Annotated in this window: 17 protein-coding genes; 9 read left to right on the top strand and 8 right to left on the bottom strand. The window is 39.0% G+C overall.

Annotation, left to right across the window (positions count from 1 at the left end; all coding sequences use genetic code 11):
* Positions 1–461 precede the first annotated feature (461 nt).
* From guaA to hemL, 3 genes are all read left to right on the top strand, one after another.
* Positions 462–1,991, top strand: a complete 1,530-nt coding sequence (gene guaA, locus CA2015_RS04505; protein ID WP_048640820.1) for a glutamine-hydrolyzing GMP synthase — start codon at positions 462–464, stop codon at positions 1,989–1,991.
* Positions 1,992–2,141: 150 nt separating this feature from the next.
* Positions 2,142–3,800, top strand: coding sequence for an ABC transporter substrate-binding protein (locus CA2015_RS04500; protein ID WP_048640819.1), 1,659 nt, complete (start codon positions 2,142–2,144; stop codon positions 3,798–3,800).
* A gap of 4 nt (positions 3,801–3,804) precedes the next feature.
* The gene (hemL, locus tag CA2015_RS04495; protein ID WP_048640818.1) at positions 3,805–5,091 is read left to right on the top strand and encodes a glutamate-1-semialdehyde 2,1-aminomutase; all 1,287 of its coding nucleotides are present in this window, start codon (positions 3,805–3,807) and stop codon (positions 5,089–5,091) included.
* A gap of 75 nt (positions 5,092–5,166) precedes the next feature.
* Here hemL and CA2015_RS04490 read toward each other — a convergent pair whose 3' ends face one another.
* Positions 5,167–8,292, bottom strand: a complete 3,126-nt coding sequence (locus CA2015_RS04490) for a DUF5107 domain-containing protein (protein ID WP_048640817.1) — start codon at positions 8,290–8,292, stop codon at positions 5,167–5,169.
* 511 nt (positions 8,293–8,803) lie between these two features.
* Between CA2015_RS04490 and CA2015_RS04485 the strand changes: the two genes are divergently transcribed.
* Positions 8,804–9,154: a Spx/MgsR family RNA polymerase-binding regulatory protein gene (locus tag CA2015_RS04485; RefSeq protein ID WP_048640816.1), complete on the top strand. Its 351-nt coding sequence runs from the start codon at positions 8,804–8,806 to the stop codon at positions 9,152–9,154.
* Between the two features lie 21 nt (positions 9,155–9,175).
* Here the strand turns inward: CA2015_RS04485 and CA2015_RS04480 are convergent, their stop codons facing one another.
* The 3 genes from CA2015_RS04480 to CA2015_RS04470 all read right to left on the bottom strand — a co-directional run bounded on the left by CA2015_RS04480 (position 9,176) and on the right by CA2015_RS04470 (position 12,898).
* Positions 9,176–10,204, bottom strand: coding sequence for a metallophosphoesterase family protein (locus CA2015_RS04480; RefSeq protein WP_048640815.1), 1,029 nt, complete (start codon positions 10,202–10,204; stop codon positions 9,176–9,178).
* Positions 10,205–10,218: 14 nt separating this feature from the next.
* A complete protein-coding gene (locus CA2015_RS04475) occupies positions 10,219–11,493 on the bottom strand; it encodes an amidohydrolase/deacetylase family metallohydrolase (protein WP_084011640.1) in 1,275 nt (424 codons plus the stop codon).
* A gap of 253 nt (positions 11,494–11,746) precedes the next feature.
* The gene (locus CA2015_RS04470) at positions 11,747–12,898 is read right to left on the bottom strand and encodes a 2-isopropylmalate synthase (protein ID WP_084011638.1); all 1,152 of its coding nucleotides are present in this window, start codon (positions 12,896–12,898) and stop codon (positions 11,747–11,749) included.
* A gap of 139 nt (positions 12,899–13,037) precedes the next feature.
* Here CA2015_RS04470 and CA2015_RS04465 point away from each other — a divergent pair, with 139 nt between their 5' ends.
* Positions 13,038–14,621 (top strand): hypothetical protein, encoded by a 1,584-nt coding sequence (locus CA2015_RS04465; RefSeq protein WP_048640814.1) that lies wholly within the window; start codon positions 13,038–13,040, stop codon positions 14,619–14,621.
* 55 nt (positions 14,622–14,676) lie between these two features.
* On the opposite strand, the gene rpmF is transcribed toward CA2015_RS04465, so the two are convergent.
* The 4 genes from rpmF to CA2015_RS04445 all read right to left on the bottom strand — a co-directional run bounded on the left by rpmF (position 14,677) and on the right by CA2015_RS04445 (position 17,849).
* Positions 14,677–14,868 (bottom strand): 50S ribosomal protein L32, encoded by a 192-nt coding sequence (rpmF, locus tag CA2015_RS04460; RefSeq protein WP_048640813.1) that lies wholly within the window; start codon positions 14,866–14,868, stop codon positions 14,677–14,679.
* 18 nt (positions 14,869–14,886) lie between these two features.
* Positions 14,887–15,438 (bottom strand): YceD family protein, encoded by a 552-nt coding sequence (locus tag CA2015_RS04455; protein WP_048640812.1) that lies wholly within the window; start codon positions 15,436–15,438, stop codon positions 14,887–14,889.
* Between the two features lie 69 nt (positions 15,439–15,507).
* Positions 15,508–16,527 carry a 4-hydroxythreonine-4-phosphate dehydrogenase PdxA gene (gene pdxA / locus CA2015_RS04450; RefSeq protein ID WP_048640811.1) on the bottom strand — a complete coding sequence of 340 codons (1,020 nt, stop codon included), beginning with the start codon at positions 16,525–16,527 and terminating at the stop codon, positions 15,508–15,510.
* 161 nt (positions 16,528–16,688) lie between these two features.
* A complete protein-coding gene (locus CA2015_RS04445) occupies positions 16,689–17,849 on the bottom strand; it encodes a LysM peptidoglycan-binding domain-containing protein (protein ID WP_048644351.1) in 1,161 nt (386 codons plus the stop codon).
* 146 nt (positions 17,850–17,995) lie between these two features.
* Here CA2015_RS04445 and CA2015_RS04440 point away from each other — a divergent pair, with 146 nt between their 5' ends.
* The 4 genes from CA2015_RS04440 to CA2015_RS04425 all read left to right on the top strand — a co-directional run bounded on the left by CA2015_RS04440 (position 17,996) and on the right by CA2015_RS04425 (position 23,268).
* Positions 17,996–19,363 (top strand): NfeD family protein, encoded by a 1,368-nt coding sequence (locus CA2015_RS04440; RefSeq protein ID WP_048640810.1) that lies wholly within the window; start codon positions 17,996–17,998, stop codon positions 19,361–19,363.
* 88 nt (positions 19,364–19,451) lie between these two features.
* Positions 19,452–20,207, top strand: a complete 756-nt coding sequence (locus CA2015_RS04435; RefSeq protein ID WP_048640809.1) for a lysophospholipid acyltransferase family protein — start codon at positions 19,452–19,454, stop codon at positions 20,205–20,207.
* Positions 20,204–20,491, top strand: coding sequence for an Asp-tRNA(Asn)/Glu-tRNA(Gln) amidotransferase subunit GatC (gene gatC, locus CA2015_RS04430; RefSeq protein WP_048640808.1), 288 nt, complete (start codon positions 20,204–20,206; stop codon positions 20,489–20,491). The genes CA2015_RS04435 and gatC overlap by 4 nt, the downstream gene beginning before the upstream one ends.
* The gene (locus CA2015_RS04425) at positions 20,491–23,268 is read left to right on the top strand and encodes a tetratricopeptide repeat protein (RefSeq protein WP_048640807.1); all 2,778 of its coding nucleotides are present in this window, start codon (positions 20,491–20,493) and stop codon (positions 23,266–23,268) included. Before gatC ends, CA2015_RS04425 begins: the two co-directional genes overlap by 1 nt.
* The last annotated feature ends 1 nt before the right edge of the window (position 23,269 follow it).

Below are 23,269 nucleotides of genomic sequence, written 5' to 3'. Positions count from 1 at the left end.
CGGCTCCGCCCAGGGTCCGGTTATTTGAACCCAAATGCTTGCTTTAGTAAAAAGTGAAGCTAGGTTTTTATTGCTTTACTTTCCTTGGGAATCCAAAGAAGCCTTCAGGGCTTCAACAACAATAACCACGGGTGAAAACCCGTGGACAGCCGGTCAACCACCAACTTTCCAACCCGTATGAGGTTGAACAGGTTCCGTACTTAGTTTCTAATAATGCGCATATCCGTGATAATCGGTATGGATTCGGGAAAAAACAATGTTTAACAAAATACTATTGTCCCATACAACACATCAATTTTTATTAAATCATTCGGTTTAAATTGGTTTCCAATCCTTTATCTGGAATGTTAGAGCGAGTTTGATTAAGTTCAGGAATCATTCTCACAATGTTGTCCCCAAATATTCTTTTGAAAATTCACCTTTTTATTTCGGGAATTGGCAAGGGCTGATTAACTTTGCGCATGGCAGAACAGATTTTAATCCTAGACTTTGGTTCTCAGTACACACAGCTAATAGCCAGACGTGTTAGAGAACTGGATGTATATTGTGAAATTCACCCTTTCAATAAAATCCCCCCAATTACTTCAGACATTAAAGGAATCATACTTTCAGGCAGTCCTTGCTCTGTTAGAGACAATGATTCTCCTGATCTTGATTTAGATGCACTTCGCGGTAAATTACCCATTTTAGGTGTGTGCTATGGAGCACAGCTAATGGCGCAGAAATACGGTGGAAATGTAACACCTTCTGAAATCAGGGAATATGGAAGGGCCAAAATTTCTCATTTGGACACCCATTCCAAGCTTTTTAGGGAATTGACACATGATTCTCAAGTATGGATGTCCCATGGAGATACCATCAAGGAATTGCCGGAAGGGTTTGATGTCATCGCCAGTACGCACTCGGTAAAAATAGCCGCGTACAAAGTACAAGGTGAAGAAACCTATGGTATTCAGTTTCATCCGGAAGTGACCCACTCTACAGAAGGTAAGAATCTCTTGAGGAATTTTGTGGTTCAGATTTGCGACTGTGCACAGGATTGGACCTCAGATGTATTTATAGATGCTACCATAGCTTCTCTTAAAGAAACCATAGGAAAAGACCGTGTAGTGATGGGCTTGTCTGGTGGTGTGGATTCATCAGTGGCAGCAACCTTAATACACAGAGCTATAGGTGATCAATTGACTTGTGTCTTTGTGGACAACGGTCTCTTGAGAAAGAATGAGTATGAAGAGGTGCTGGAGTCTTACAAAGGTATGGGGCTGAATGTAATAGGTGTTGATTCCAAAAAGAAATTTTATGATGCCTTGGCGGGTATTTCTGATCCTGAAGGGAAAAGAAAGGCCATTGGCAGAACATTTATAGAAGTTTTTGACGAAGAAGCGCATAAAATTAAAGATGTGAAGTGGCTGGGGCAAGGAACCATCTATCCAGATGTGATCGAATCCGTTTCGGTCAATGGCCCATCAGCAACCATTAAATCTCACCACAATGTGGGTGGGCTTCCAGATTTTATGAAGCTTAAAGTAGTAGAACCATTAAACACCCTATTTAAAGATGGTGTAAGAGAAGTTGGTAAAGCTTTAGGTATTTCCGATGCCATCATTGGCAGACATCCTTTCCCAGGTCCGGGACTTGGGATTAGAATTTTAGGAGACGTGACTGAAGAAAAGGTGCAAACCCTTCAGGAGGTAGATTATATTTTTATTCAAGGTCTGAAAGACGCAGGCTTGTATGATGATGTATGGCAAGCGGGATCCATGTTGTTACCAGTACAGTCTGTAGGTGTAATGGGTGATGAAAGGACTTATGAAAGAGTTGTAGCCTTAAGAGCGGTTTCATCGGTGGATGGCATGACTGCGGATTGGGTTCATTTACCCTACGATTTCCTAGGCAAGGTCTCCAATGATATTATCAATAAAGTGAAAGGTGTGAACAGGGTCGTATACGATATCAGTTCCAAACCACCTGCAACCATTGAGTGGGAATAAAAATAATAAGAAAAGCCTGATGGAGAAGTCAGGCTTTTCTATGTAAATACGCTTAAGGAAAATTTAATTTCGTAATTTTGAAATGATGACGGTTTTTTGTGAAAAAAGGTACGAAGTTTGAAACTACACCATTAAAGAATTCTTCACCCCATGAAAATAACACTATACTTTCTATTTCTTATTGTTCCCTTGTTCACTGCCTATTCGCAGGAGGGTTTTGATCAACTTGAACAAGCTAAAAAACAGATACAGCAAGGAAATCAGGCAGAGGCAATGGAGTTGCTAAGACCTTATCTTGATAAAGAGAAATACAGTTCGTTATCAGATTATGCGAGGTATCATTTTGCTAGAGCAGCCTATGGTAACAGGCAATTTGAACTGGCTAAAGAAGCCTTAAATTCTCTTATTGCTACGAGGGGTTTCGCGAAAAAAGACGATGCCCGCTACCTTTTGGCATTGTGTCATTTTGAGCTCTCGTCTCCAAATGATGCATTGCGATTGATAGATCAAATCTCAGATGAAACCTTGAAAAAAGAGGGATACAAAGCAAGCTATAATTTTTTGAAAGTAAGCGCGTCAAGTTCTCTTGCTGTACAGTACGGGCTTTTTCCTGAAAATAAAGGCTTGGTCATGGCTTTAAAAGAGCGGCTTGAGACACAAGGTTCTATGTCCTCTACAGAAAGATCCTTGTATGAAAAAATCAGAAGTGAAGCTTTGACTCAGGGAAGTAGTAACGTTAAGCTTTCGAGCAAAGACAATGTTTTAGATATTGCCGTGGTGCTGCCTTTTAATTATGAAGGCAGATCCGGAGTGCAGTCAATTAATTCAAACAACTTTGTTTTACAATTGTATCAGGGGATAAAACTTGCATTGGATCAAGCCAAATCAAATGGGGTAAAGTTAAATTTTAAAACTTTTGATACGGAAAGAAGTGATGCCAAAGTAAGAGGTATATTAGAAGACGACTTTTTATCTAATGCTGACATCATTATTGGGCCACTGTATCCTGAGGAAACTGCGCTTGTTGCGAGTTTTGCTCAACAAAGACAAATTCCTCAAATTAATCCACTGTCCAATATTGATGAAAATGTAAAAGGATTTGAATACTCTTATTTATTCAGACCGTCTATTCAGGCAATTAGCCAAAATGTATTGGATTATTGCAGAAAATTTGAAGGGAAAAGAGTTGCAATAGCCTATTCTGGGACGAGCAGAGATGAATTATTGGCAGCTACTTTTGTAGATATGGCTAGAATTAGTGGGCTTCAAATAGTGAAGAATCAAAAAGTAACTACCAGAGATATGCAGGGTTTTTTCGAGAGCCTGGAATTGGGGAAAGGAAAATCCCAAACTGCAGATTTGATGGTAATCTTTTCGGATGATCCGAACATAGCCTCACCTACTTTTGGGCTTGTAGAGTCTTTAGGAGCAGGACTGCCAGTGGTGGTAATGGAAAGTTGGTTGTATTTTGATTTTGCTAATTACGATATGATGGAAACCCAAAATTTCCATTTTGTAGGCAATAACACCGTTGATTTTAATAATGAATTGCTGGATGATTTCAGGAACGATTACATGAATCATTATAAAATCAACCCTTCATCATTTGCTTATATGGGTTTCGAACTCGCCGATTTTGTAACCAAAGTTATCAACGAAGAAAAAGGTTTTGACTTTCAAAAAAATCTTGATAGAAGAAGTTTTATTAAAGGGAATTTAACATTTGGTTTTAATTTTTCTCGAGTGAGATTTAATAATTATGTTCCTATTCTAAGTTTGGAAGATGGAGTTTTGACTATTGAAGAATAATTAGATGACGACAAGTAAAAGCAAGCAGCTTTTTGAAAAGGCTCAGAAATTCATACCTGGAGGAGTAAATTCACCTGTGAGGGCCTTTAAGGCAGTAGGTGGCGATCCTTTATTTATTGCTAAAGCAGAAGGTGCCTACATCTTTGATGTTGATGGAAATCGATACATAGAAGCGATCAATAGCTGGGGACCAATGGTACTCGGTCACAACCATCCATTGGTGCGTGAAGCGGTTATTAAAGCCATGGAAAACGGAACTTCTTTCGGAGCTCCCACTGGACTGGAAGTAGAGATTGCGGAATTGATTACAAAGATGGTTCCTTCCGTAGAGAAAGTTAGAATGGTTAATAGCGGTACTGAAGCAACCATGTCTGCCGTTCGACTAGCTAGAGGGTTTACAGGTAGAGAGAAATTTATAAAATTTGAAGGTAATTATCATGGACATGGTGATAGTTTCCTAATAGCAGCGGGATCTGGAGCCATTACCATGGGGAATCCTAACTCTCCCGGTGTTACTAAAGGAACCGCTAAGGATACCCTTTTGGCCCCTTTTAATGACTTAGAGAAAGTTAAAGAGGTGGTGGCAGCAAACAAAGAAGAGATTGCAGCCATTATTCTAGAACCAGTAGCTGGAAATATGGGTTGTGTTTTACCTGAGCCAGGATTTTTGGAAGGACTACGAAAAATCTGTGATGAGGAAGGTATAGTGTTGATCTTCGATGAGGTGATGACAGGTTTCAGGCTTTCTCCCGGAGGAGCTCAACAGCTTTTTAATGTAAAACCTGACCTTACCACAATGGGTAAAATTATTGGTGGAGGCATGCCAGTAGGTGCCTATGGAGGCAAGGCTGGAATCATGGATTATGTATCCCCATCAGGGCCTGTTTATCAAGCGGGAACGCTTTCTGGAAATCCTATTGCAATGGCAGCAGGTCTTACTATGCTGAAATACTTGGATGAAAATCCATCTGTGTATGCTCAGTTGACTAAGACCGGAGATACCTTAGTTGGTGGGATAAAAGATAGCCTTAAACAAATGGGGCTTTCCTATACTATCAATAACTTAGGAAGCATGTACACCCTTTTCTTTACCGATAAAAAGGTGATAAATTTTGCGGATGCTCAAACCTGTGATACAGGTGTTTTTGGTAAATATTTTAGAGGGATGTTGGACAGAGGAATTTATCTTGCGCCTTCACAATATGAGAGCCTATTCTTGTCAACAGCCTTGGAGCAATCGCACTTGGATCAGATTTTAGATGCCAATGAACAAGTGTTAAAAAGCTTGTAGTCAGTTAGGTTTTTGTTATAAAAAAAGGAGGCTCTCAATATTTGAAAGCCTCCTTTTTTTATGCTAATTGATATTCTATTTTAAGATAGACTTAGTGGTTTCGATAATTTTTTGAACGATGTCATTGTCCTTCAAGTCTTGAGAAGTGCCAGTTCCTCGATTCTCAGCAAGGTCTAAAAGCTGCTCAATATTGGCAACAACAGATGGACTTCCTTCCTTTTTAATTTTGTCTATCAATTTTTCAGCAGCATCCTCCTGGCCAGAGTGCTTCAAGGCCAAAACAACAAGGGCTTGCTCTTTGCTGTTGCTATTTAGTTGGTCTCCTTGAGAAATTACAGCTTCCAGGTATTTTGAGAATTGCGGTCGATTATTTTTAGCTTTGTTTACCGCAGCAGCCAAGTAATCTTGGAGAATCTCTCTTGGGTCGAAAGGTTTTCCTACACCTAGGTTTTCTGGCCATATTCTTGATTTTTCAATTTTACTTGCTGCAGCATTCCATTTTTTTGACTGAATGTCTTGAAGTGCAGCATTCAAGTAGACGCTTTCGTAAAGGGTTCTTCCTCCTCCAGCACCCTCATGAGGCAAGACCTGAATTTTATCCAAGAGGTTCATGGCTACTTTATAATCTCCATTTGTGTTGAGGAGTTTAATCATTTCCATCTCCAGTACATAGTTGCCAGGAAAGGCTTTTGTTGCTTCTTTTAGAACAGCCATTGCCTTTTGTTGATCTCCGGATTTATTATGGTATTTGGAAATTTGAAAATAGGTTCTCCATTGTTCTTTGTCCAATTCAAGTGCCCTTTCGAGGTCTTTCAGATTGTTCTCTTGGCTTTCATATTTATCCAGAAGGAGTGCTCTACTCAAGTAAAAAGAAGCTTCATCCGCAGACTGGTTTATTGTTTTTAATATTTGTCTTCCTTCATCCTCCTGTCCCAGGGCCATAAGGTTGAGAGCCAGGTAATAGTCAATTTTCCATGAAGTCACTTCAGATTGAGCCCATTTAAGCATAGGTAAAGTTTCTTTTCTGAAGGGTAGGACAAACTCAGTAGGTTGAGCGATCATTTTCTCCAGTTGGGCTTCTTTTTGCGCTGGATCCATGCTCGCTATCCATAAGTATACCAATGCATGAGGGGGACTGTTTTGTAATAATTCTACAGCGTTTTCTTTTAGTCCGTACTTTTTATAGACAGCAGCTAGCTCCAAGTAAGTTTGATAAGGGAATTCATTGTTTATTACTTTTTTGAATTCATCCAATGAGGCAGGCGTTTTATCCATTAGGTACCGCTCAAATCGAATAAAGTGATTCAATGGGTCAATTTCCCAAAGTTTATCCAATGTTGCTTTTGCCAAATCTTTTTCACCTTGAAGTCTTTGGATTACCGCCAAAGCCTGTAGTGCCATTATATTGTCGGTGTTGTTTTTAAGTGCTTTTTTCGCATAGTCTTTAGCCAAGGAAAGTTGCCCTTCTGAAAGGTAAATCTCAGACATGATGGTGTAAGCGGAGGAACGGAACTCCATTGACCTAGCGGCCCAGCCATAAGCTTCAAGGGCTTGTGTGGTTTGCCCTTTTGCTAAATAAATACTTCCGGCTACAAAATTCGCCTGATGGTCAAAATAATCAGCAGACAAAGCCTTATAAATGTTCTCTAAGGCCTCATCATATTGAGTAAAACGCAACAGAAGTTCAGCATAATCTATCCTTCCTTGTTGATGTCCGGGGTCATTTTCTAGTAGCTCTTCATAGGTAGCTTTTGCCTTTTTGTAATTTCGGCTGTAATAATATTGCCTGGCTTCGAAATACAATTTTTGGTTTGGAGATTGTTTAGGTGCATTTACCTTGTCAAAAGGCCTGATGAGTTTCATGTCATCCGTTTCAGACCATTTGTACAATTGTTCACCTTCAAAAGATACCACAAGCTCCTTGATGGGGGTGTCCACTTGGATTTCATGGGAGATTACGTCCATGGCATTTCCCTTAACAGGAATAGATTGAGAACTACTCCCATTGATTTTTATGTCTATTGACCCGTCAACTTTTTGGAAAGGGTTGAATCCCAATTTTACCAAATTGTTTGTTTTCTCTAGATGAATCACACCTTTTTTGGACACATTGCTAATGCCTCCTATTTGTTTAACGGGGAACCAAAAGTTTGACCATTGATCTATAGTATAAGGGGCAAAGCCTGCTTTGGTAAGTGGAGTTTCCACATTTTTTGATGGGGAAAACTGGTTCAGCATTCTTCCAGCCTGAAATTCCATATATTGACCGTTCTTATCTGTCAATAAGTCTTCCCAAATCCCTCCATTTCTTGATAAAGCCCATAACCATAGTTTCTTTCCAGGGCTGTCGTCGTAGGTGGAAAAATGTCCAAAACCTATTCCTTTGTCGTGAAAATAACCTCCGAAATGATTTAAATAGGATCCGGCAATATGTTGGGATTTGGCTCCACCAAAATTATTGTTTTTATATAGATTGATTTCAATCCCATCTTGTACTGGCCAGTCTTTTACTTCTCCGCTATGTTGTAAGGCGATGTGACCGGGATAATAAAACTCTTGGTCATTTGCCACATGAGCTGCTGCTGTCATCCAGTTGTAATAAGGCTGTCTTAATGGTTCAGGATTGTACCAAGTGGCATCCGTTTCAAAATAGGCTTTGTCCTTAGGTAAGTTGATTTTTACTCTCCATTGGGTCCTTGAAGGAAGGTCAATGGTACCTACTACGCAGGTCACACTACCATCTTCATTTGTGTAATAAATATAATCCACAGGACTGGCCGTAGCTGGAGAATGACCAATGATGCCGAAATTAAATTCTATGCCTCCTGAGGTCCAGGGACCACGCATGGCAATGTTTCTAAATTTCACGACCTCATTTTCATAAATAAAATCTTCTGAAGTTGATTTTTCTATTGCACCCCAGATTCTGCCACCTATTTCTGGCATTACCGTGACTTTCAGGAATTCATTTTCGAGTGTAATAAGGTTCCATTCTTTATTCTGAGACTTTACACTATAGCCATCAAAAGTGAAGTAGGGGTAAATGTTCGGCTTGTAGGCCAATGAAGGAACTGGGTTAGGATCTGAGAAAGGATAGGTCTCAAATACGGTTGCTTGTTGTGTAACCCGAGCTTCTTGAGCTGTGCCAGGTTGGCCTATGGCTAGCATTAAAGCCAGGAAGACTGCTATTTTTAATTTCATGTTAAATAAGTGGTTTATTAAATGGGGGAATTGGCTGTTGATAATGGAATGCCCCCGGACTAAAGCGTTTCATTACATTTGAACTCATTCCTCAAATGTATGATTTTTTGGGCTAAATGGGTACACGTGAATTCCTTCGGTGTTTTATTGGTAAAATTTATTTAATACTAATTAATAACCAATTCATTTTTGATAAAGGGTTATTGCCGTGTTTGTAATTGAAAATAAGAATGGTTTTATTTTTCTTTATTACTGGATTAGTACAAAAGGGGTGAATTGGGGAGCAAGCTAGCCTAGGTGAAACCCTATGATTCCAGTTTCAGTTAAAGCGAATCCCTGTACAATTTTTACGGCTTTTTAAACCTGTTAATCTTAATTATTGGCACATATTTGGACAAAATAAGGTAATTTTAAATCCTAAAGGGCAGAAGAATTTGTAATAGCCTGAGTTTAATCAAGTAGCCATTTTAACCATTAGTTGGAAAGGCTTTGACCAAAAAATAAAAATAGCATGAGTGTAAAGATTTATGGTATCAAAAATTGCAATACGATGAAAAAGACCTTCACCTTGTTTGAAACCTTAGGGAAGGAATATGACTTTATCGATTATAAAAAGCAAAAACCAGATAAAGGGCTTTTGGAAAGTTTTATTGACAGCCTGGGTTTGAATACTGTGGTCAATCGAAAAGGTACCACTTTTAGAAAGCTGGAAGAAAGTGACAAAGCAGCTTTGGAAAGTATAGAAACTGCAATTCCTATTCTTCAAGAAAAAAGCAGCATGATTAAACGTCCAATTCTTGTGTTTGAGGACGGTAGCATGCAGGCAGGATTTGACGAAGAACTGATCCGGTCTAAATTTTAAACGGGCAGTGATTCTGTTTTTTTAGATAAATTTTGATTGGACTGACTTGTCCATAGGCAACAAGTCTATTTCTAAGTATCCTCCTGACGCATTAGGGCTGGTTAGGAATTGAGGGATACCATTGGCCCAGTCTATGGTTTGTTTGTGGATATGTCCTGCCAAAACACCTAAAAGGTTTTTTGTATTGAATACCTCTCTATGAAATTCCATGGTGGTTTTACTATGCCCATTTTCTGGCCAGCGTTGCCTACGTTCAATTTCAAAATTCCTGTCATTTTTGGCATTATAATCAGGATGCCCACAGCCATATCCCAAGCTTCTTCCTGGTGCATATAAAGGGATATGCATCATTAGAAGGGTGGGCTTTCCTTTTTTTACTTCTGCTTTATAAAACTCAAGTTGCTCCGGAAGTATTTCATAATAGCTATTGTCAATATTTACCAGATTAACACCTTTAACTTCAACAGAATACATCAGCGGGTTTCTGCCTTTGTATAAAGGAAGCAGCCGTTTATTAATCCATGTTTCTCTTAGTTCGTGCAAGCTTCCCTTCATTCCTTCATAGTGCCAGTCATGGTTTCCACTGGAATAGAAGTAGGGGATGCCTATTTTTTCCAGCCGATCCAATGCCCACTCTATGGCCGCTTCTGACGGGAAACTAAATAAGTCTCCCGTCAGCGTGATGGCATCTGCTTTCTCCTGCTTGGCGATTTCAAGAGTAGCTTCAAAAGCTTCTTCAGGGTGCGTGGGATTCCCGGTAAGAAAATGCTTTGTTTCATTGTATGCTTTAGCCATGCGGCCACTGTATTCTTTGTATTTTACGCCCCTTTCGTCATCTTTCCATAAATGGGTATCAGTGACATGCATGATCTTTACCTTTTGGCTAAGATCAGGGATATTATAGGTGATTTTATGTCCGTTGACACCAATTATAAATGGGTTTTTATTGTAGTCTGCTTTTGGTTGAGCAGCCAATAAACCATCACTTACGCCAAGCGCTAACCCCGCAGATAGTGCTCCGGCATTTTGGAAAAAATGTCTCCTTTTCATAAATCAGTTCGCTTTTATTCGTTCCACATTGGTGCAGTAAGTCCGTTCAGGTCCCAAACTACTTTGCCAGAACGAACGGTTAACTCATTCTCAATTTTGTATTTGCCCATCATTTTACCAATGCCAGTTTTTTCAGTGAAGCCGAAGTCACCTTCAAGTACATTGAATACAGCAATATCAGCAATGGCTCCTGGGCTTAAGTGGCCTAATTCTGTTCGCTTGATTACCTGAGCAGGTGTCCAGGTAGAAGCAGCAACCACCTCTTGAAGGTTCATGCCTATGTTGAGAAATTTGGACATGACATTGTTCATGTTTTTCATGCCACTCATGATACTGCTCAAGTGACTGTCTGTGCTAATTGTGTTGGGTTTGATGCCTTGCTCAATAGCAGGGATAGCATGTTTGAAGGAAAAACTGGATCCACCATGTCCCACATCATAGATAACACCCCTTTCTTGTGCTGCTTTAATAAATGGACGTAATTTTCCATTGTCATCTACCAAGGCTTGTCTAGAAGGAACGCCACCACCAAAGATATGTGTGTAGATGTCACCCGGACGAAGTTTTTCCATAAAGAGGGTTTCTAAAGATAAAGGAGGGTTTGCTCCGCCGAAATCTACCATTACCGGAATGTCTGCCAATTCTCCGGCTTTTACCAATCGGTCAATCTGTTCCCATTGATGGCCAGAATAATGGGCTACTTTGACCCCAACGATATAATCAGGATATTGCTTGGCTACCAATGCAGTCATTTTTGGATCCATGTCGTCCAAGTTTTGTTCATAAAGAGAACCCTTCATTCCATGACCTACGATATTAAGCATTACCAATACTCTTGTGCGGACCCTGTCGATAACCTGTTCCTTAAACTGCACAAAATTGCGCCATCCTGAACCTCCTGTGTCTACAACAGTGGTAACACCAAATGGGAAGGTATATCCATCAGGATGAATGGCACTGTAGCCACTGCTATATTGTCCTTTAGGGTCTAAACCATAAAAATTATGGGTGTGTATGTCTACAAGTCCTGGACTTACATACAATCCTTTTACATCGATTACCTCCGCGGCTAAATCTGATGAAATGGATTTCTGTACTAAAGCTATTTTGTCCCCTTTTATTGCGATGTCCATAGGCTCGTCAATATTGTTTTTAGGGTCCATTAAATGACCACCTTTGATTAAGAGGTCGTATTGCTGTGCAATTAGCTGTAAGGAGCCAAATCCAAACAGAATTATAGTGAAGGCCAATTTCAGCCAGTGAGATGAAAGTTTAGTAATACTGTTCATGCGAGATAGGGGAATAAGTTGATTTTATTTTTCTTGGGATAATTTAGCCCATTAGCTGCGTAGAAGCAAACATTTTTTTTTGATCGGTCTTGGGAAGAGGTAAAAACAAAACGGAGGATGTAGGTCCTCCGTTTTGTTTATTTATATGAATATTTGAAATTTTAACCTCAGTGTATGCAATCAGGTAGGTTATTGGCGGAAGCATCATAAAGTGATTTCCCTACGAAATAGAAAGCCTATTGCCTCTTTTGGGTTAAACAGCTTCTGAAATGATTTGGTGAATGTCTTCATCCAGTATTTCTTTTTTCATGTCAGCATGTTTTAAGAAAACATTATAGACTTTGTCTAATTCTAACTTCGAAAGCGTATGACCTACTTTGTGCGCACGATAAGCCAATGCTGCCCTGCCTGATCTGGCAGTAAGTACAATCATTGATTCGTCTACACCTACTTCAATTGGATCAATGATCTCATACGTTTCTCTGTTCTTAATTACACCGTCCTGATGTATTCCTGAAGAGTGAGCAAATGCATTAGAACCAACGATGGCCTTATTAGGCTGTACCATCATTCCCATCTTGTCGGCTACCAAGCGACTGATTGGATTAAGCAATCGGGAATTAATATTGTTGGTAACGTTTAGTCTTGGGTGTTGCTTCATTATCATGGTTACCTCCTCCAAGGAAGTGTTTCCCGCTCTTTCACCGATACCATTGATGGTACATTCAATCTGTCTTGCGCCATTCATTATAGCAGCAATGGAATTGGCTGTGGCTAGCCCAAGGTCATTGTGGCAATGCGCTGAAATAATCACGTTTTCAATGCCTCTTACATTGTCAACGAGATATTTGATTTTGGCGCCATATTCGTCGGGTAAGCAATAGCCGGTGGTATCTGGGATGTTTAGCACAGTGGCTCCAGCCTTGATGACAGCTTCACAAACTCTCGCAAGGTATTCATTGTCTGTCCTGCCGGCATCCTCAGCATAGAATTCAACATCTTCAACAAAGCTTTTAGCATGAGCAACAGCCCCAGAAGCCCATTCAATGATGTTCTCCCTATTGCTATTGAATTTGTGCTTGATGTGGTAGTCAGAAGTTCCTATACCAGTATGTATTCTAGGTCGCCGTGCAAATCTTAGGGCATCAGCAGCCACCTCAATGTCTTTTTTTACTCCCCTGGAAAGCCCACATATAATGGGTTCCGAAATATTTTTTGATATTTCAATAACGGAATTAAAATCTCCAGGGCTAGAAATAGGAAAACCTGCTTCGATCACATCTACACCTAAAGCCTCCAGTTGTTGTGCAATTTCAATTTTTTGAGGGGTGTTTAATTTACATCCGGGCACTTGTTCCCCATCTCGTAGGGTGGTGTCAAAGATCAATACGTGATTCTCATCCATAGTTTTAATATTTTAATAAAATCTAAAGTAGAACCTTCCAATTAGCCAATAAATTCATTTAACTTTATATGTCCGATGCCTAATGTTAAAAAATTTATCATTAACACCTGAAAATGAGTGTTATAAGTGTTTTTAAATTATGATATCCAATAGTAAAAAAGATTTTTTATTTGACCTGATAAACAGTCTTTCTCCCTCCGAAAAAAGAAATTTTAAATTGTTCGCTAAGCGGCTTGCCTCAAATGAAGGGGCTAAATTTCTTTTGCTTTTTGATGCATTGGATAAAATGGGGGCTTATAACGAACGGGAACTGCTGGAAAAGGCACCGGTTACAAAAAAGCAATTGTCCAATATGAAAGCTCATTTGTACAAGCAGGTTTTGACCTCTTTACGTCTTTTGTATGCCGATAGGAATATAGAGTTGCAACTGAATGAACAAATTGATTTTGGAAGAATTTTGTTTAATAAGGGCTTGTATATGCAGGGTTTGAAAACCCTTGAAAAAGCCAAGCAGGTGGCAAGTTTATATGGCCTCGATACGATAATGCTAAGGGTTGTGGAAATGGAAAAAGTCATTGAATCCCAGCATATCACGAGAAGCATTAAAAATAGGGCGGATATTCTAAGTGAGGAGGCTGCTGTCTTGTCAAAAAAAGTGGATCTTAAAAATAGGTTTTCAAGTCTTTCCTTGCAGCTGTATGGGATTTATTTAAAGACTGGTTATATCAAAGATAAGGAAGGCAGGGAAATGCTGGAAAATTTTTACAAGCAGAACATGCCTGTATATGATTTTATGACGCTTGGGTTTTATGAGAAAATGTATCTATTCCAAGCCCAGGTATGGTATTTTCATATTATTCAGGATTTCCCGGTTTGCTATAGGGCGGCCCAGCATTGGGTAGATCTCTTTCATTCAGAACCTCAAATGATCAAAGTGGCCACAGGAAGCTATTTGAAGGCTTATCATTACTTGCTGGATACCTTGTTTTATATGGGCTATTATGAGCGGTTCGCTAAGGTGCTGGAGGAATTTAGACTTAGCTTGCGACAAAAGGACTTTGTATGGGATGGGAACAGTAAGATCCTGTCATTTCTCTACCTTTATTCCAATCTAATAAACTTCTATTTTCTTAAAGGGGATTTTACCAAGGGGGTAAAAGAGATTGTGCCTGATTTATTAAAAGACATTGCACCTTTGAAGCGAAAGCTAGATGTGCATCATTTGATGGTTCTGCATTATAAAATTGCCTGCCTTTATTTCGGAAGTGGGGATAATGAAAGGGCTATTGTGTACTTGGATCAGGTGATTGAAAATAGCCAAATAGGATTAAGGGAAGATTTGCAGTGTTTTGCCCATATTCTTAAGCTAATAGCTAGCTACGAGGCAGGGATTGATGAGAAGTTGGATGGGCAGATTAGAAATGTCTATAGGTTTTTAATCAAAATGGACGATTTGCATCAGGTGCAAAAAGAAATGATGCACTTTATTCGTAACCTTAGCCGGATTTATGATCACGAGCTTAAAGGGGCATTTATAGAGTTACGAGAAAAATTACTTGCCTACGAGAACCATCCCTTTGAAAAAAGGGCGTTTTTATACCTGGATATTATCTCTTGGTTGGAAAGTAAAATAGAAAACAGACCTGTACAGGAAATAATCCGACAAAAATTCTCAGAGAAAGTTAAGCGGGAAAAATATAAAATATCAGACAATAGTCTATAAAAAAGCAGCCTGCTCCAGAATAGAGCAGGCTGCTTCGCAGGAATATGTAAGAAATTTAGGCTAAAACCTCTTTTTCCATGATTACCTGTCCTTTATAATACAGTTTACCGTCAAGCCAGAATGCTCTGTGGGGTAAATGAAATTCCCCGGTGGTAGGACACTGAGCCAAACCAGGTGCATTTAATTTATAATGTGTCCTTCTTTTATCTCTTCTGGTTTTGGAAATTTTCCTTTTAGGATGTGCCATATCTATGTAATTTTTAGATTATTCGTTATTTTTTAAATTTTTCAAAGCTTTCCAAAACGGGTTTCGGTCGTCTTTTATTTGTTCTTCTGTCAAGTCACTTTCTCCTGCTTCATAGACAATCCAACCTTCATCTTCGTCGTCTTCATCTTCTTCTGTCAGGTGATCAGGGTGAATTTTTTTTGCAGGGATTCCGAGCAAAATAAATTCATAGATCAATTGCATCACATTGATGCTCTGTGTGTCATTTGTTATGAAATAGATCTCATCATCTATTTCAGCTTCCTCCTGTCCGTACTTGTATATTATCTTATGAGACAAGTCGGTTGGATGATCGAAATTTTCAAGACTTCTGTCACAGGTTATATTTACCTTTCCCTTCAAATTAAAAATAACTTCAATTAAGTTAATTCTTTTGTCAAGCTCTATTTCTACTTTAATAGCGACATCGTTTACTATATCCCTACTGTTTTCAAAATGATCTAGGAACTCGGTATCAATTTCAAAGGTGAAATTGTGCCTGCCTTCTTTCAGTCTGATAATGTCAATATCGAATTTCCTTATGAATTTCATTTTTCGAATTAAGACCGCAAATTTAGAAAAATATTTCTGATTAATAAAATCTACCCTTTAATAATTTCATTAAGTAGCAGTTAAGTTTTCTTTTCTCTTAATCATATCGTGTGCCAGAAAAATTGCAGAACGCATAGAACCGGGGTCAGCGTCATTTTTTCCAGCTATATTGTAGGCTGTTCCATGGTCTGGACTTGTTCTGATAATCGGCAGCCCTGCGGTGAAATTTACCCCTGAATCAAAACACAATGTTTTAAACGGGATCAAACCCTGGTCATGGTACATGGCCAAAACCCCATCAAACCGTTTTTGGTGCATCATTCCAAAGAAACCATCTGAGGGATAGGGGCCAAAAACCAAGGCGCCTTCTTCTTTAAAGCTTTTAACCACAGGTTGGATGATTTCCTGTTCTTCATTTCCTAATAATCCATCTTCTCCAGCATGTGGATTCAAGCCAAGTACCGCAATTTTAGGTTTTGTAATACCAAAATTTTCCTTGAGAGACCGAATCATGATTTTTAACTTCGCCCGAATGGCTTTTTCGGTTACTCCATTTACAATGTCTTTTAAAGATACGTGACCAGTAACTAATCCAATTCGCATGTCTTCAGACACCATAAACATCATGCTTTCCTTGGTGTCAAAAGCATTTGTTAAATATTCAGTATGCCCTACAAAGGGTGTCTCAGTACTGTTGATATTGTTTTTGTTGAGTGGCGCAGTGACTAAGGCGTCCAATTGACCGCTTTTTAAGTCTACTATGGCTTGATCTATGGCAGCCAGGGCCATACTGCCGGCATCTCTTGTTTCTACCCCAGGCATCACCTCAGGTGATTCCTGTACAACATTGATTACATTGATTTTTCTATGGTGAACTTCTTCAATGCTTTTGACCTGAATGAAATTAAAATCGTTTAGCTCCAAAGCTTTTCTATAAAAGGTAAGGGCTTTGCCATGGCCATAGATCACAGGTGTAATCATTTTTTGCAGTCGGTTGTCCAACAAAGCTTTCATTGTCACCTCCGCACCAATTCCATTAATATCACCTATACTAATTCCGATTACGGGTTTATTCTTTTTTATGTTCATGGCCTTTTTGTCTTTGGCTTAATGATAAACTTTTTTTTAATTTTATTATTCAAAATAAAAGGTTTTCAAACGGGGTGAAACCAGTGTTCAATTACAGCTATTTGGCACTCGTTTATCTAGCCAGAATGAGTAGGCAATTGAAGCGCTTTTGAAAATATAATTTAATAGGATACTTCTACTCTGAAGCGTGAATTAACGGCTTTTAATTGATCAAAAGCTGCTTTTGATAATTTTATCAATAGTTTGTTGTTGTCCCCAGTTTCTGGTAACACCCCAACTACTCTTGCAAATACCGTAACATCATTTTCTTCATTTCTAACTCTCATTATTGTTCCTACAGGAGCGTTTCTGTGAAGCACCAAGAATTTTTTGTGATTACCAGTTCCTTCGATAACTTCCGCCTGACCACTTTCCGTTACGTTTTTGAAAGCAGTGGATGTGCTGATGTTCTTTGTTGGAGGGGTTGCACTTTCAGAGTTGGTAAGCTCTGCACTAGGTTTGTTATTTCCTGGCAATTGAGTGACTGGGATATTGGCATTGGTTTCCCTACCTACTTTTAGGGTTTGTCCAACAGATAAGTTGTTTGAAGAAAGCCCATTCCATTTAATGATGTCTTCAACGTTTGCCTCGTACTTTCTGGCTATAGCAAACAAAGTTTCTCCTTGAACTACCTGATGGGATATCCAATTGCCTGTAGTGGATACAGAAGGAGAAGTAGGAGCAGTAGATGGACTGGCAGGCACTGGGGCCGGAGCTTCTTCAGTTTTAACTTTTTCTACCTTTTCCTTAGGCTGTTTTTTCTTTGTGTTTATTTTTTCAGCGGCAACGGCTACTGTTTGAGGTGTTGCTTCAACAGGTTTTTCTACCTTCTTTTCTACAACAGGAGCTTCTAATTGCTCGATGCCTTCTATGATAAGCGCTTGGCCTACGCTTAGATCAGTGCCTTTCAGGGCATTGGCCTCCATTAGCTTTTCCATGCTAATATTATATGACTTGGCAATTGAGAAAAGCGTTTCTCCAGGTGTCACATGGTGTACTTTAGCACCCTCAGGGATAGCCTGTTTCTCAATATAGGGAACCCTGATACGTTGCCCAATTTTTAGCCCATCCTTTAAAGTATCATTGTTTTGGACGATTTCATTTACAGGCGTATTGTATCTCCTTGAAATTCCAAATAAAGTCTCTTGAGGATCTACTTGGTGAATAATATAGGATTTACCTCCTATTTTTTCTACTCCTACAGAATCCCTATCCACAAGTAATGCTCCTTTAGATGGGACAGCAAGGCCAATCATCCCTATAATCAATATCCAGCACTTCATTTTACTATCGGTTTTTAACAATAAATTTCTAATAATCATGCAAATTTGATATTTATTTTATCAATTGCAACTCCATTTTATACCAATAGGGGCGATGATCATTTTTATTGGTATATTCATACAGAAATATTAAACAGGTATTTAAAATGAAATTCTGGTTTAGCTTATCCATCTATATTTTCGTCAATTTTATTGTGGTTCCATTTGTTCAGGGACAAACTGAACAATCTAAGGACTCTTTAAAGACCGTGTATGTGTTTGAAATGAAGGATGATATAGATCCTAGAATGAACAGGAAAGTTAGAATGGCAATGGAAGATGCGGTGGAGAAAAAGGCTGCATTGATCATTGTTCATATGGACACCTATGGAGGGGCAGTTAATGATGCTGATGATATCCGAACAAGCTTTCTGGAATCCAAAATTCCCATTGTATCATTTATTGATAAAGATGCGGCATCAGCTGGGGCATTGATATCCATAGCCTGTGATAGTATTTATATGGCAAAAGGAGGAAGTATCGGGGCTGCTACAGTGGTGATGGGGGGCTCAGGTGAGGCTGCGCCGGACAAATACCAGTCTTATATGCGTTCAATGATGAGAAGTACTGCTGAGGCTAGGGGGAGGAATCCTCAAATTGCTGAAGCCATGGTAGATGAAAATATTGAGGTTGAAGGAGTTTCTAAAAGTGGAGAAGTCATTACCTTCTCTGTCTCTGAGGCTATAGAAAATGGTTTTTGTGAAGCTCAGGTTTCTTCTATTGAGGAAATTGTTGCTAGATATGGGCTAACAAACTATGAGATCTACAAATATTCTCCTTCAGCTACTGAAGACATCATTTCTCTTTTTCTCAATCCGGCGGTAAGTGGGTTTCTGATTTTGATCATTTTTGCTGGGATTTATTTTGAGATACAAACACCAGGTATAGGTTTTCCGCTTGCGGCAAGTGCTATAGCCATGCTATTGTATTTTATCCCCTATTACCTTACAGGTCTCGCAAGCAATTGGGAATTGGTGGTCTTTATAGTAGGGATAGTCTTATTGGCCCTGGAAATATTTGTCGTACCGGGCTTTGGGGTATTTGGAATTCTGGGGATTGTCTGTATTCTTTCCGGTTTAACAATGGGTATGCTGCCAAATGAACAGTTTGACTTTACTTTTGTAAGTTCCGGGAAACTGTTTGCAGCCTTATTGACAGTGATATTGGCCGCAACCATTGCTACGGTTCTGATCTTTACTTTGACACCCAAAATCAATCAATGGGAAAGTTTTAGTAGGATTTCTCTGGCTGATACACAGCAGAAATCTGAGGGTTATACCTCTTCTTTTTATAGTCAGGAAATGCTTGGTAAGGAAGGGGTTTCTCATACCCGCTTGATGCCGAGTGGGAAGGTAATCATAGAGGATGAGATGTATGATGCTTATTCTAGGGGAGAATTTATTGATAAGGGAGAGAAAATCAAGGTGATAAGTACTGAGGGTACCTCGTTGAGAGTGAAAAAAAATGAGGTTTAATTTTCTACCTAAGGAATAAAAATTCAGTTCTTTCATCATGCCTCTCGATTTTTACTAAATTTCGAAATCAAAACCCTCTTTTTAAGGAATGAGATTTATTAGAAGAATTTATTCTATCTATGGCAGCATCGGATTTATTATGGCCTTCCTGATTTTGCTGCCAAAATTTATTTATACCATTGAGGTCCCGGGTAAGAAAAGTCAAGGGAGAAAATTAAACAGAATTTGGTCAAAGCTGTTTTTTGGAATGCTATTTTTTAAAGTGAAAATAGAGAACCGAAATCACCTAAAGGAAAGCGAACAGTTTATTTTTGTGTCTAATCATTTTTCCTATTTGGATATTCCCGTGCTCGGGTTAATACCATTTGATCTTGTGTTTATAGGTAAAAGCTCACTGGCTAAAGTGCCATTGTTCGGATACATGTTTAAAAACTTACACATTGCAGTGGATAGGAATAGCTTAAAAAGCAGAGGAGAATCGATGCTAAAAGCCAAAAAAGCGTTGGATGAAGGTGCTAGCGTGGTGTTTTTTCCTGAAGGAGGGATTTCAAGTGAGGCTCCGCCTGCCATGGCAAGGTTCAAGGATGGAGCTTTTAAATTGGCTTTAGATAAACAAATTCCGATTATTCCTGTCACTTTATCTTACAATCACTTAATTTTGCCAGACGATGGTAAGTTTTTGTTGCGCTATAAACCGGTAAAAGTAGTCATCCATGAGCCTATTACCGTAAAAGGTTCCGGGCCTAATGAGGTGAAAGAAATTAAGGAGAAATGCTTTGCCATTATCCAAGAGCAACTTAATAAAGACAATAAACCATTAGCATTTAAAAAAGAAAATTCATGAAACTAGATATCAATTCTCTTAAAAAAATAGCCCACCTAGCCAGACTTGAGTTTGACGAAAACAGTGCGAAAAAAATGACCACTGATATGACGCAGATCCTTGACTGGGTAGAAAAACTAAATGAGGTGGATACCGACAATGTTGAACCCCTTATTACCATGTCTTCTGAGGAAAATGTAATGAGAAAAGATGAGGTAGGACAGCACTTGGACCATGAAAAAGGGCTTAAAAATGCACCGCAGAGAGATTCCGATTATTTCCGTGTTCCAAAAGTAATGGAATAATGCGCCGGTCAATCTGGCAGAACTTAATCTTTTTCTTTTTTTTGGCTGCTCTTATCGGTGCAGGGATAGGATTGTTGTGGTTAGAATTTGCGGGAGATTCTTTTCAATCTGCCCAACTTTTATCGCTTGAAGAAAGAACTAATGTTCCTTTAGGAAGCTTTCTTTTAGCCTTGAGTTCTTTAGAATTAGAGGTTCAGAATTTCTTGCTTCTTGATCAATTTGAGACTGCCCCATTGCTTACTTACCCCATCTTGACACAAGTGATGGGGATTGGTGTGTGGCTGCTTTTGTTGTTGTTTATTGTTTTGATAACACTATTGAAGCGACAGGCATTTTTGATAGGAGCAGGAGTGCTGATATTATTGTTAAGCGTTAGCGGAGTAAACAGCTTAAATATTGGAGGGATAGGGACCAATATTCCCTTGGGGATCTGCTTGCTGTTCCTTTTGGCTCCAGCAGCTATCATTCGCCTCTTTTTCAATTATTTGTCATTAAGCTTTAGGATGACATTAATTCTGGGTTTGGGGATAGCGGGATTAGCTGTCTTAATTTACCTTGCTCAGGCTCCTTCACCGACTTATTTGTTGTCAGAAAATCTGTTTTTAATGGCCCTTGTCATGGGCAGTGGTTTTATTCTATACATTGGGCATTCTTTTGTTTCTGCAACTTATTTGTTTTTAGCCAAACTGAATAGAGGTATTGGCATCAAGATCGGTTGGCATTTCGCCGTTGTGTCTACAATGTATTTGGTATTAGCGGCTTTGGTTTTTCTTGAAGCTACAGGTGATTGGCACAAATGGCCCTTACCTTCATTCCAACTTTTATTTTTTCTTATTGCTGTTGTCGGCTTTTTCGATATTCACTTTAGAATTAAATATTACCCTCAGGCTTTCAATGAGCCTTGGATAGGTAAGGCTTTTTATCTGGGAGGGTTTGCGATTTGCCTTTTGGTGCTTTTTAAGGCGGAACTGTCAGGAAATACACCCATGATAGATTTTACGCATCATGTATTTGCCTATAGTCAGCTTGGTTTTAGCGTTTTATTCTGTCTATACATTTGGGTGAATTTTTCTGCTATAATAAATAGTGGGAATGCCATTGAAAAAATAATGTATAAACCGCCCTTTTTCCCTTATTTTCATATGAGGCTAGGAGGAACCATAGCGGTGTTGATTTTGATGGTTTATGCTGCGGGGATTATTGCCATACAATTTGGTACTTCATCAACTCACTTGTCAGCTGATTATTATTATACTACCAAAAGACCAGTTGAAGCATCCGTACTCTACGAAAATGCCTTTGATAGGTATCGCTCAAACGACCATGCACTTTATGCAGTAAGCAATATATATCTGGAACAAAATCAACCTACTCTGGCTCTCAAAACATTAGAAAGAAGTTTTGAACAGAACCCTCAGGTAAAGGATATTTTGCTTTTGAGTAAAATGTTAGAAAAGCGTTCAAGGGCCAATGAGGCAGTTTTTTATTTGGAAGAAGGATTGAAATACTATCAGGGAAACCCTTTTTTAGCAAATAATCTCGCGCTGGTTTACCATAGGATGAACCTTCCTAAGGAGGCATTAAATACCTTGGATAAAATGGAAGGATTTGAGGAAGTGAGCCTGCTTAATGCTACCGGGATTAAAATTGCGCATGGTTTGCCTTTGGAAGAAGAAAATCTTTCGGCTCCTGGTCTAAAGAATGAAATCAATCTGTTAGCAGCTAAGAATGCAGGGGGAGAGACTGTGCCTTTAGAGATCAATTCATTTGAGAATGACCTTACCAATGATTTGATAGGAAGGTCATTGATTAGGAATTTTCTAACGAATACCGAAAAAGGTTATTTTAATAGTATGCTAAGTGCAGACCTTGATTCAATGCTAAATCAGGAAGAACTTTCCTTATCGGTAGAGCAAAGTTTAAAAGAATCTGGCTTGATATTGAAGTACAAATCCGGCGATATTAAGGGATTACTTGAACACTTAAATGGAATGGCCTTTAGGTTCAGTCAGGATGCAGGTTTTTATCATGCATTTGCAGGATGGGTTCTATCTGAACAAGGTGATTTTGAAAAAGCAGCGATTGAATGGAAGCAAGCATCCTTAAAAGGCTATTCGAAATTCACATCTGACCACTTGCCATTCTTGTATTTCGGTGAATTGAAAGAGGAATCGGCCTTTATTTCAGCAAGCCAAAAAGTGGATTTCCCTGATTGGATGCGATTTGATAAGTCGGGACAATTGTTAGAGAATGACACTGTAAAACTTTACCAAACCTTGGCAAGACTTCCAGGGATGTTGGGTAAAGAATTATTGCCAACATTGAGGTCTTTGGAAAGTGATAGAAATAAAGAAATTCTTGCCGGAGAAATTATAAAAAGAAAATCTCACTGGCTTGAAGAAAATACGCTTGAGGAACTGCTCCCAATAGCAAATAATAGCGGGCAATTTACTGTGGAAGGTTCTTCTCTTGAAGAGTATCTCCAAAAGGTTAAGGTTGGCGGGACACTAGCCAGTGATAATAGTGAAATTACAGTCCTTAACCCGTATTTGACACCTATGGTTTTGGCGCAGATGGAACAAATTGAGGAGGCGGAGAAACGTTATGAATTGCTACAGGGAGCTTGCCAATTCAATAAAGATCCGGTTTTGTGGGTAACGTTAGTGAAATATTGCCGTATAATTGGATTAGACCAATATGCCAGTGCCAATTTAAGGCTAATGGCTGAGTGGATTGGTCAGGAAGACCTAACTGAATTACAGTTGAAATTTCTATAAT

Origin of the sequence: Cyclobacterium amurskyense (genome assembly GCF_001050135.1) — a bacterium.
In the GTDB taxonomy this organism is placed as follows: domain Bacteria; phylum Bacteroidota; class Bacteroidia; order Cytophagales; family Cyclobacteriaceae; genus Cyclobacterium; species Cyclobacterium amurskyense.
The sequence above is the reverse complement of the archived record's forward strand: the minus strand, read 5'-3'. Positions and strand labels throughout refer to the sequence as shown.

Excerpts from the sequence above, each read along its gene's own strand:
- CA2015_RS04485 (WP_048640816.1), top strand. The coding sequence starts at position 8,804 with ATGAGTGTAAAGATTTATGGTATCAAAAATTGCAATACGATGAAAAAG.
- CA2015_RS04440 (WP_048640810.1), top strand. The coding sequence starts at position 17,996 with ATGAAATTCTGGTTTAGCTTATCCATCTATATTTTCGTCAATTTTATT.
- guaA (WP_048640820.1), top strand. The coding sequence starts at position 462 with ATGGCAGAACAGATTTTAATCCTAGACTTTGGTTCTCAGTACACACAG.
- CA2015_RS04490 (WP_048640817.1), bottom strand. The coding sequence starts at position 8,292 with ATGAAATTAAAAATAGCAGTCTTCCTGGCTTTAATGCTAGCCATAGGC.
- CA2015_RS04500 (WP_048640819.1), top strand. The coding sequence starts at position 2,142 with ATGAAAATAACACTATACTTTCTATTTCTTATTGTTCCCTTGTTCACT.
- CA2015_RS04435 (WP_048640809.1), top strand. The coding sequence starts at position 19,452 with ATGAGATTTATTAGAAGAATTTATTCTATCTATGGCAGCATCGGATTT.
- CA2015_RS04445 (WP_048644351.1), bottom strand. The coding sequence starts at position 17,849 with ATGAAGTGCTGGATATTGATTATAGGGATGATTGGCCTTGCTGTCCCA.
- CA2015_RS04480 (WP_048640815.1), bottom strand. The coding sequence starts at position 10,204 with ATGAAAAGGAGACATTTTTTCCAAAATGCCGGAGCACTATCTGCGGGG.
- gatC (WP_048640808.1), top strand. The coding sequence starts at position 20,204 with ATGAAACTAGATATCAATTCTCTTAAAAAAATAGCCCACCTAGCCAGA.
- CA2015_RS04470 (WP_084011638.1), bottom strand. The coding sequence starts at position 12,898 with ATGGATGAGAATCACGTATTGATCTTTGACACCACCCTACGAGATGGG.
- CA2015_RS04465 (WP_048640814.1), top strand. The coding sequence starts at position 13,038 with ATGATATCCAATAGTAAAAAAGATTTTTTATTTGACCTGATAAACAGT.
- CA2015_RS04425 (WP_048640807.1), top strand. The coding sequence starts at position 20,491 with ATGCGCCGGTCAATCTGGCAGAACTTAATCTTTTTCTTTTTTTTGGCT.
- pdxA (WP_048640811.1), bottom strand. The coding sequence starts at position 16,527 with ATGAACATAAAAAAGAATAAACCCGTAATCGGAATTAGTATAGGTGAT.
- rpmF (WP_048640813.1), bottom strand. The coding sequence starts at position 14,868 with ATGGCACATCCTAAAAGGAAAATTTCCAAAACCAGAAGAGATAAAAGA.
- CA2015_RS04475 (WP_084011640.1), bottom strand. The coding sequence starts at position 11,493 with ATGAACAGTATTACTAAACTTTCATCTCACTGGCTGAAATTGGCCTTC.
- hemL (WP_048640818.1), top strand. The coding sequence starts at position 3,805 with ATGACGACAAGTAAAAGCAAGCAGCTTTTTGAAAAGGCTCAGAAATTC.
- CA2015_RS04455 (WP_048640812.1), bottom strand. The coding sequence starts at position 15,438 with ATGAAATTCATAAGGAAATTCGATATTGACATTATCAGACTGAAAGAA.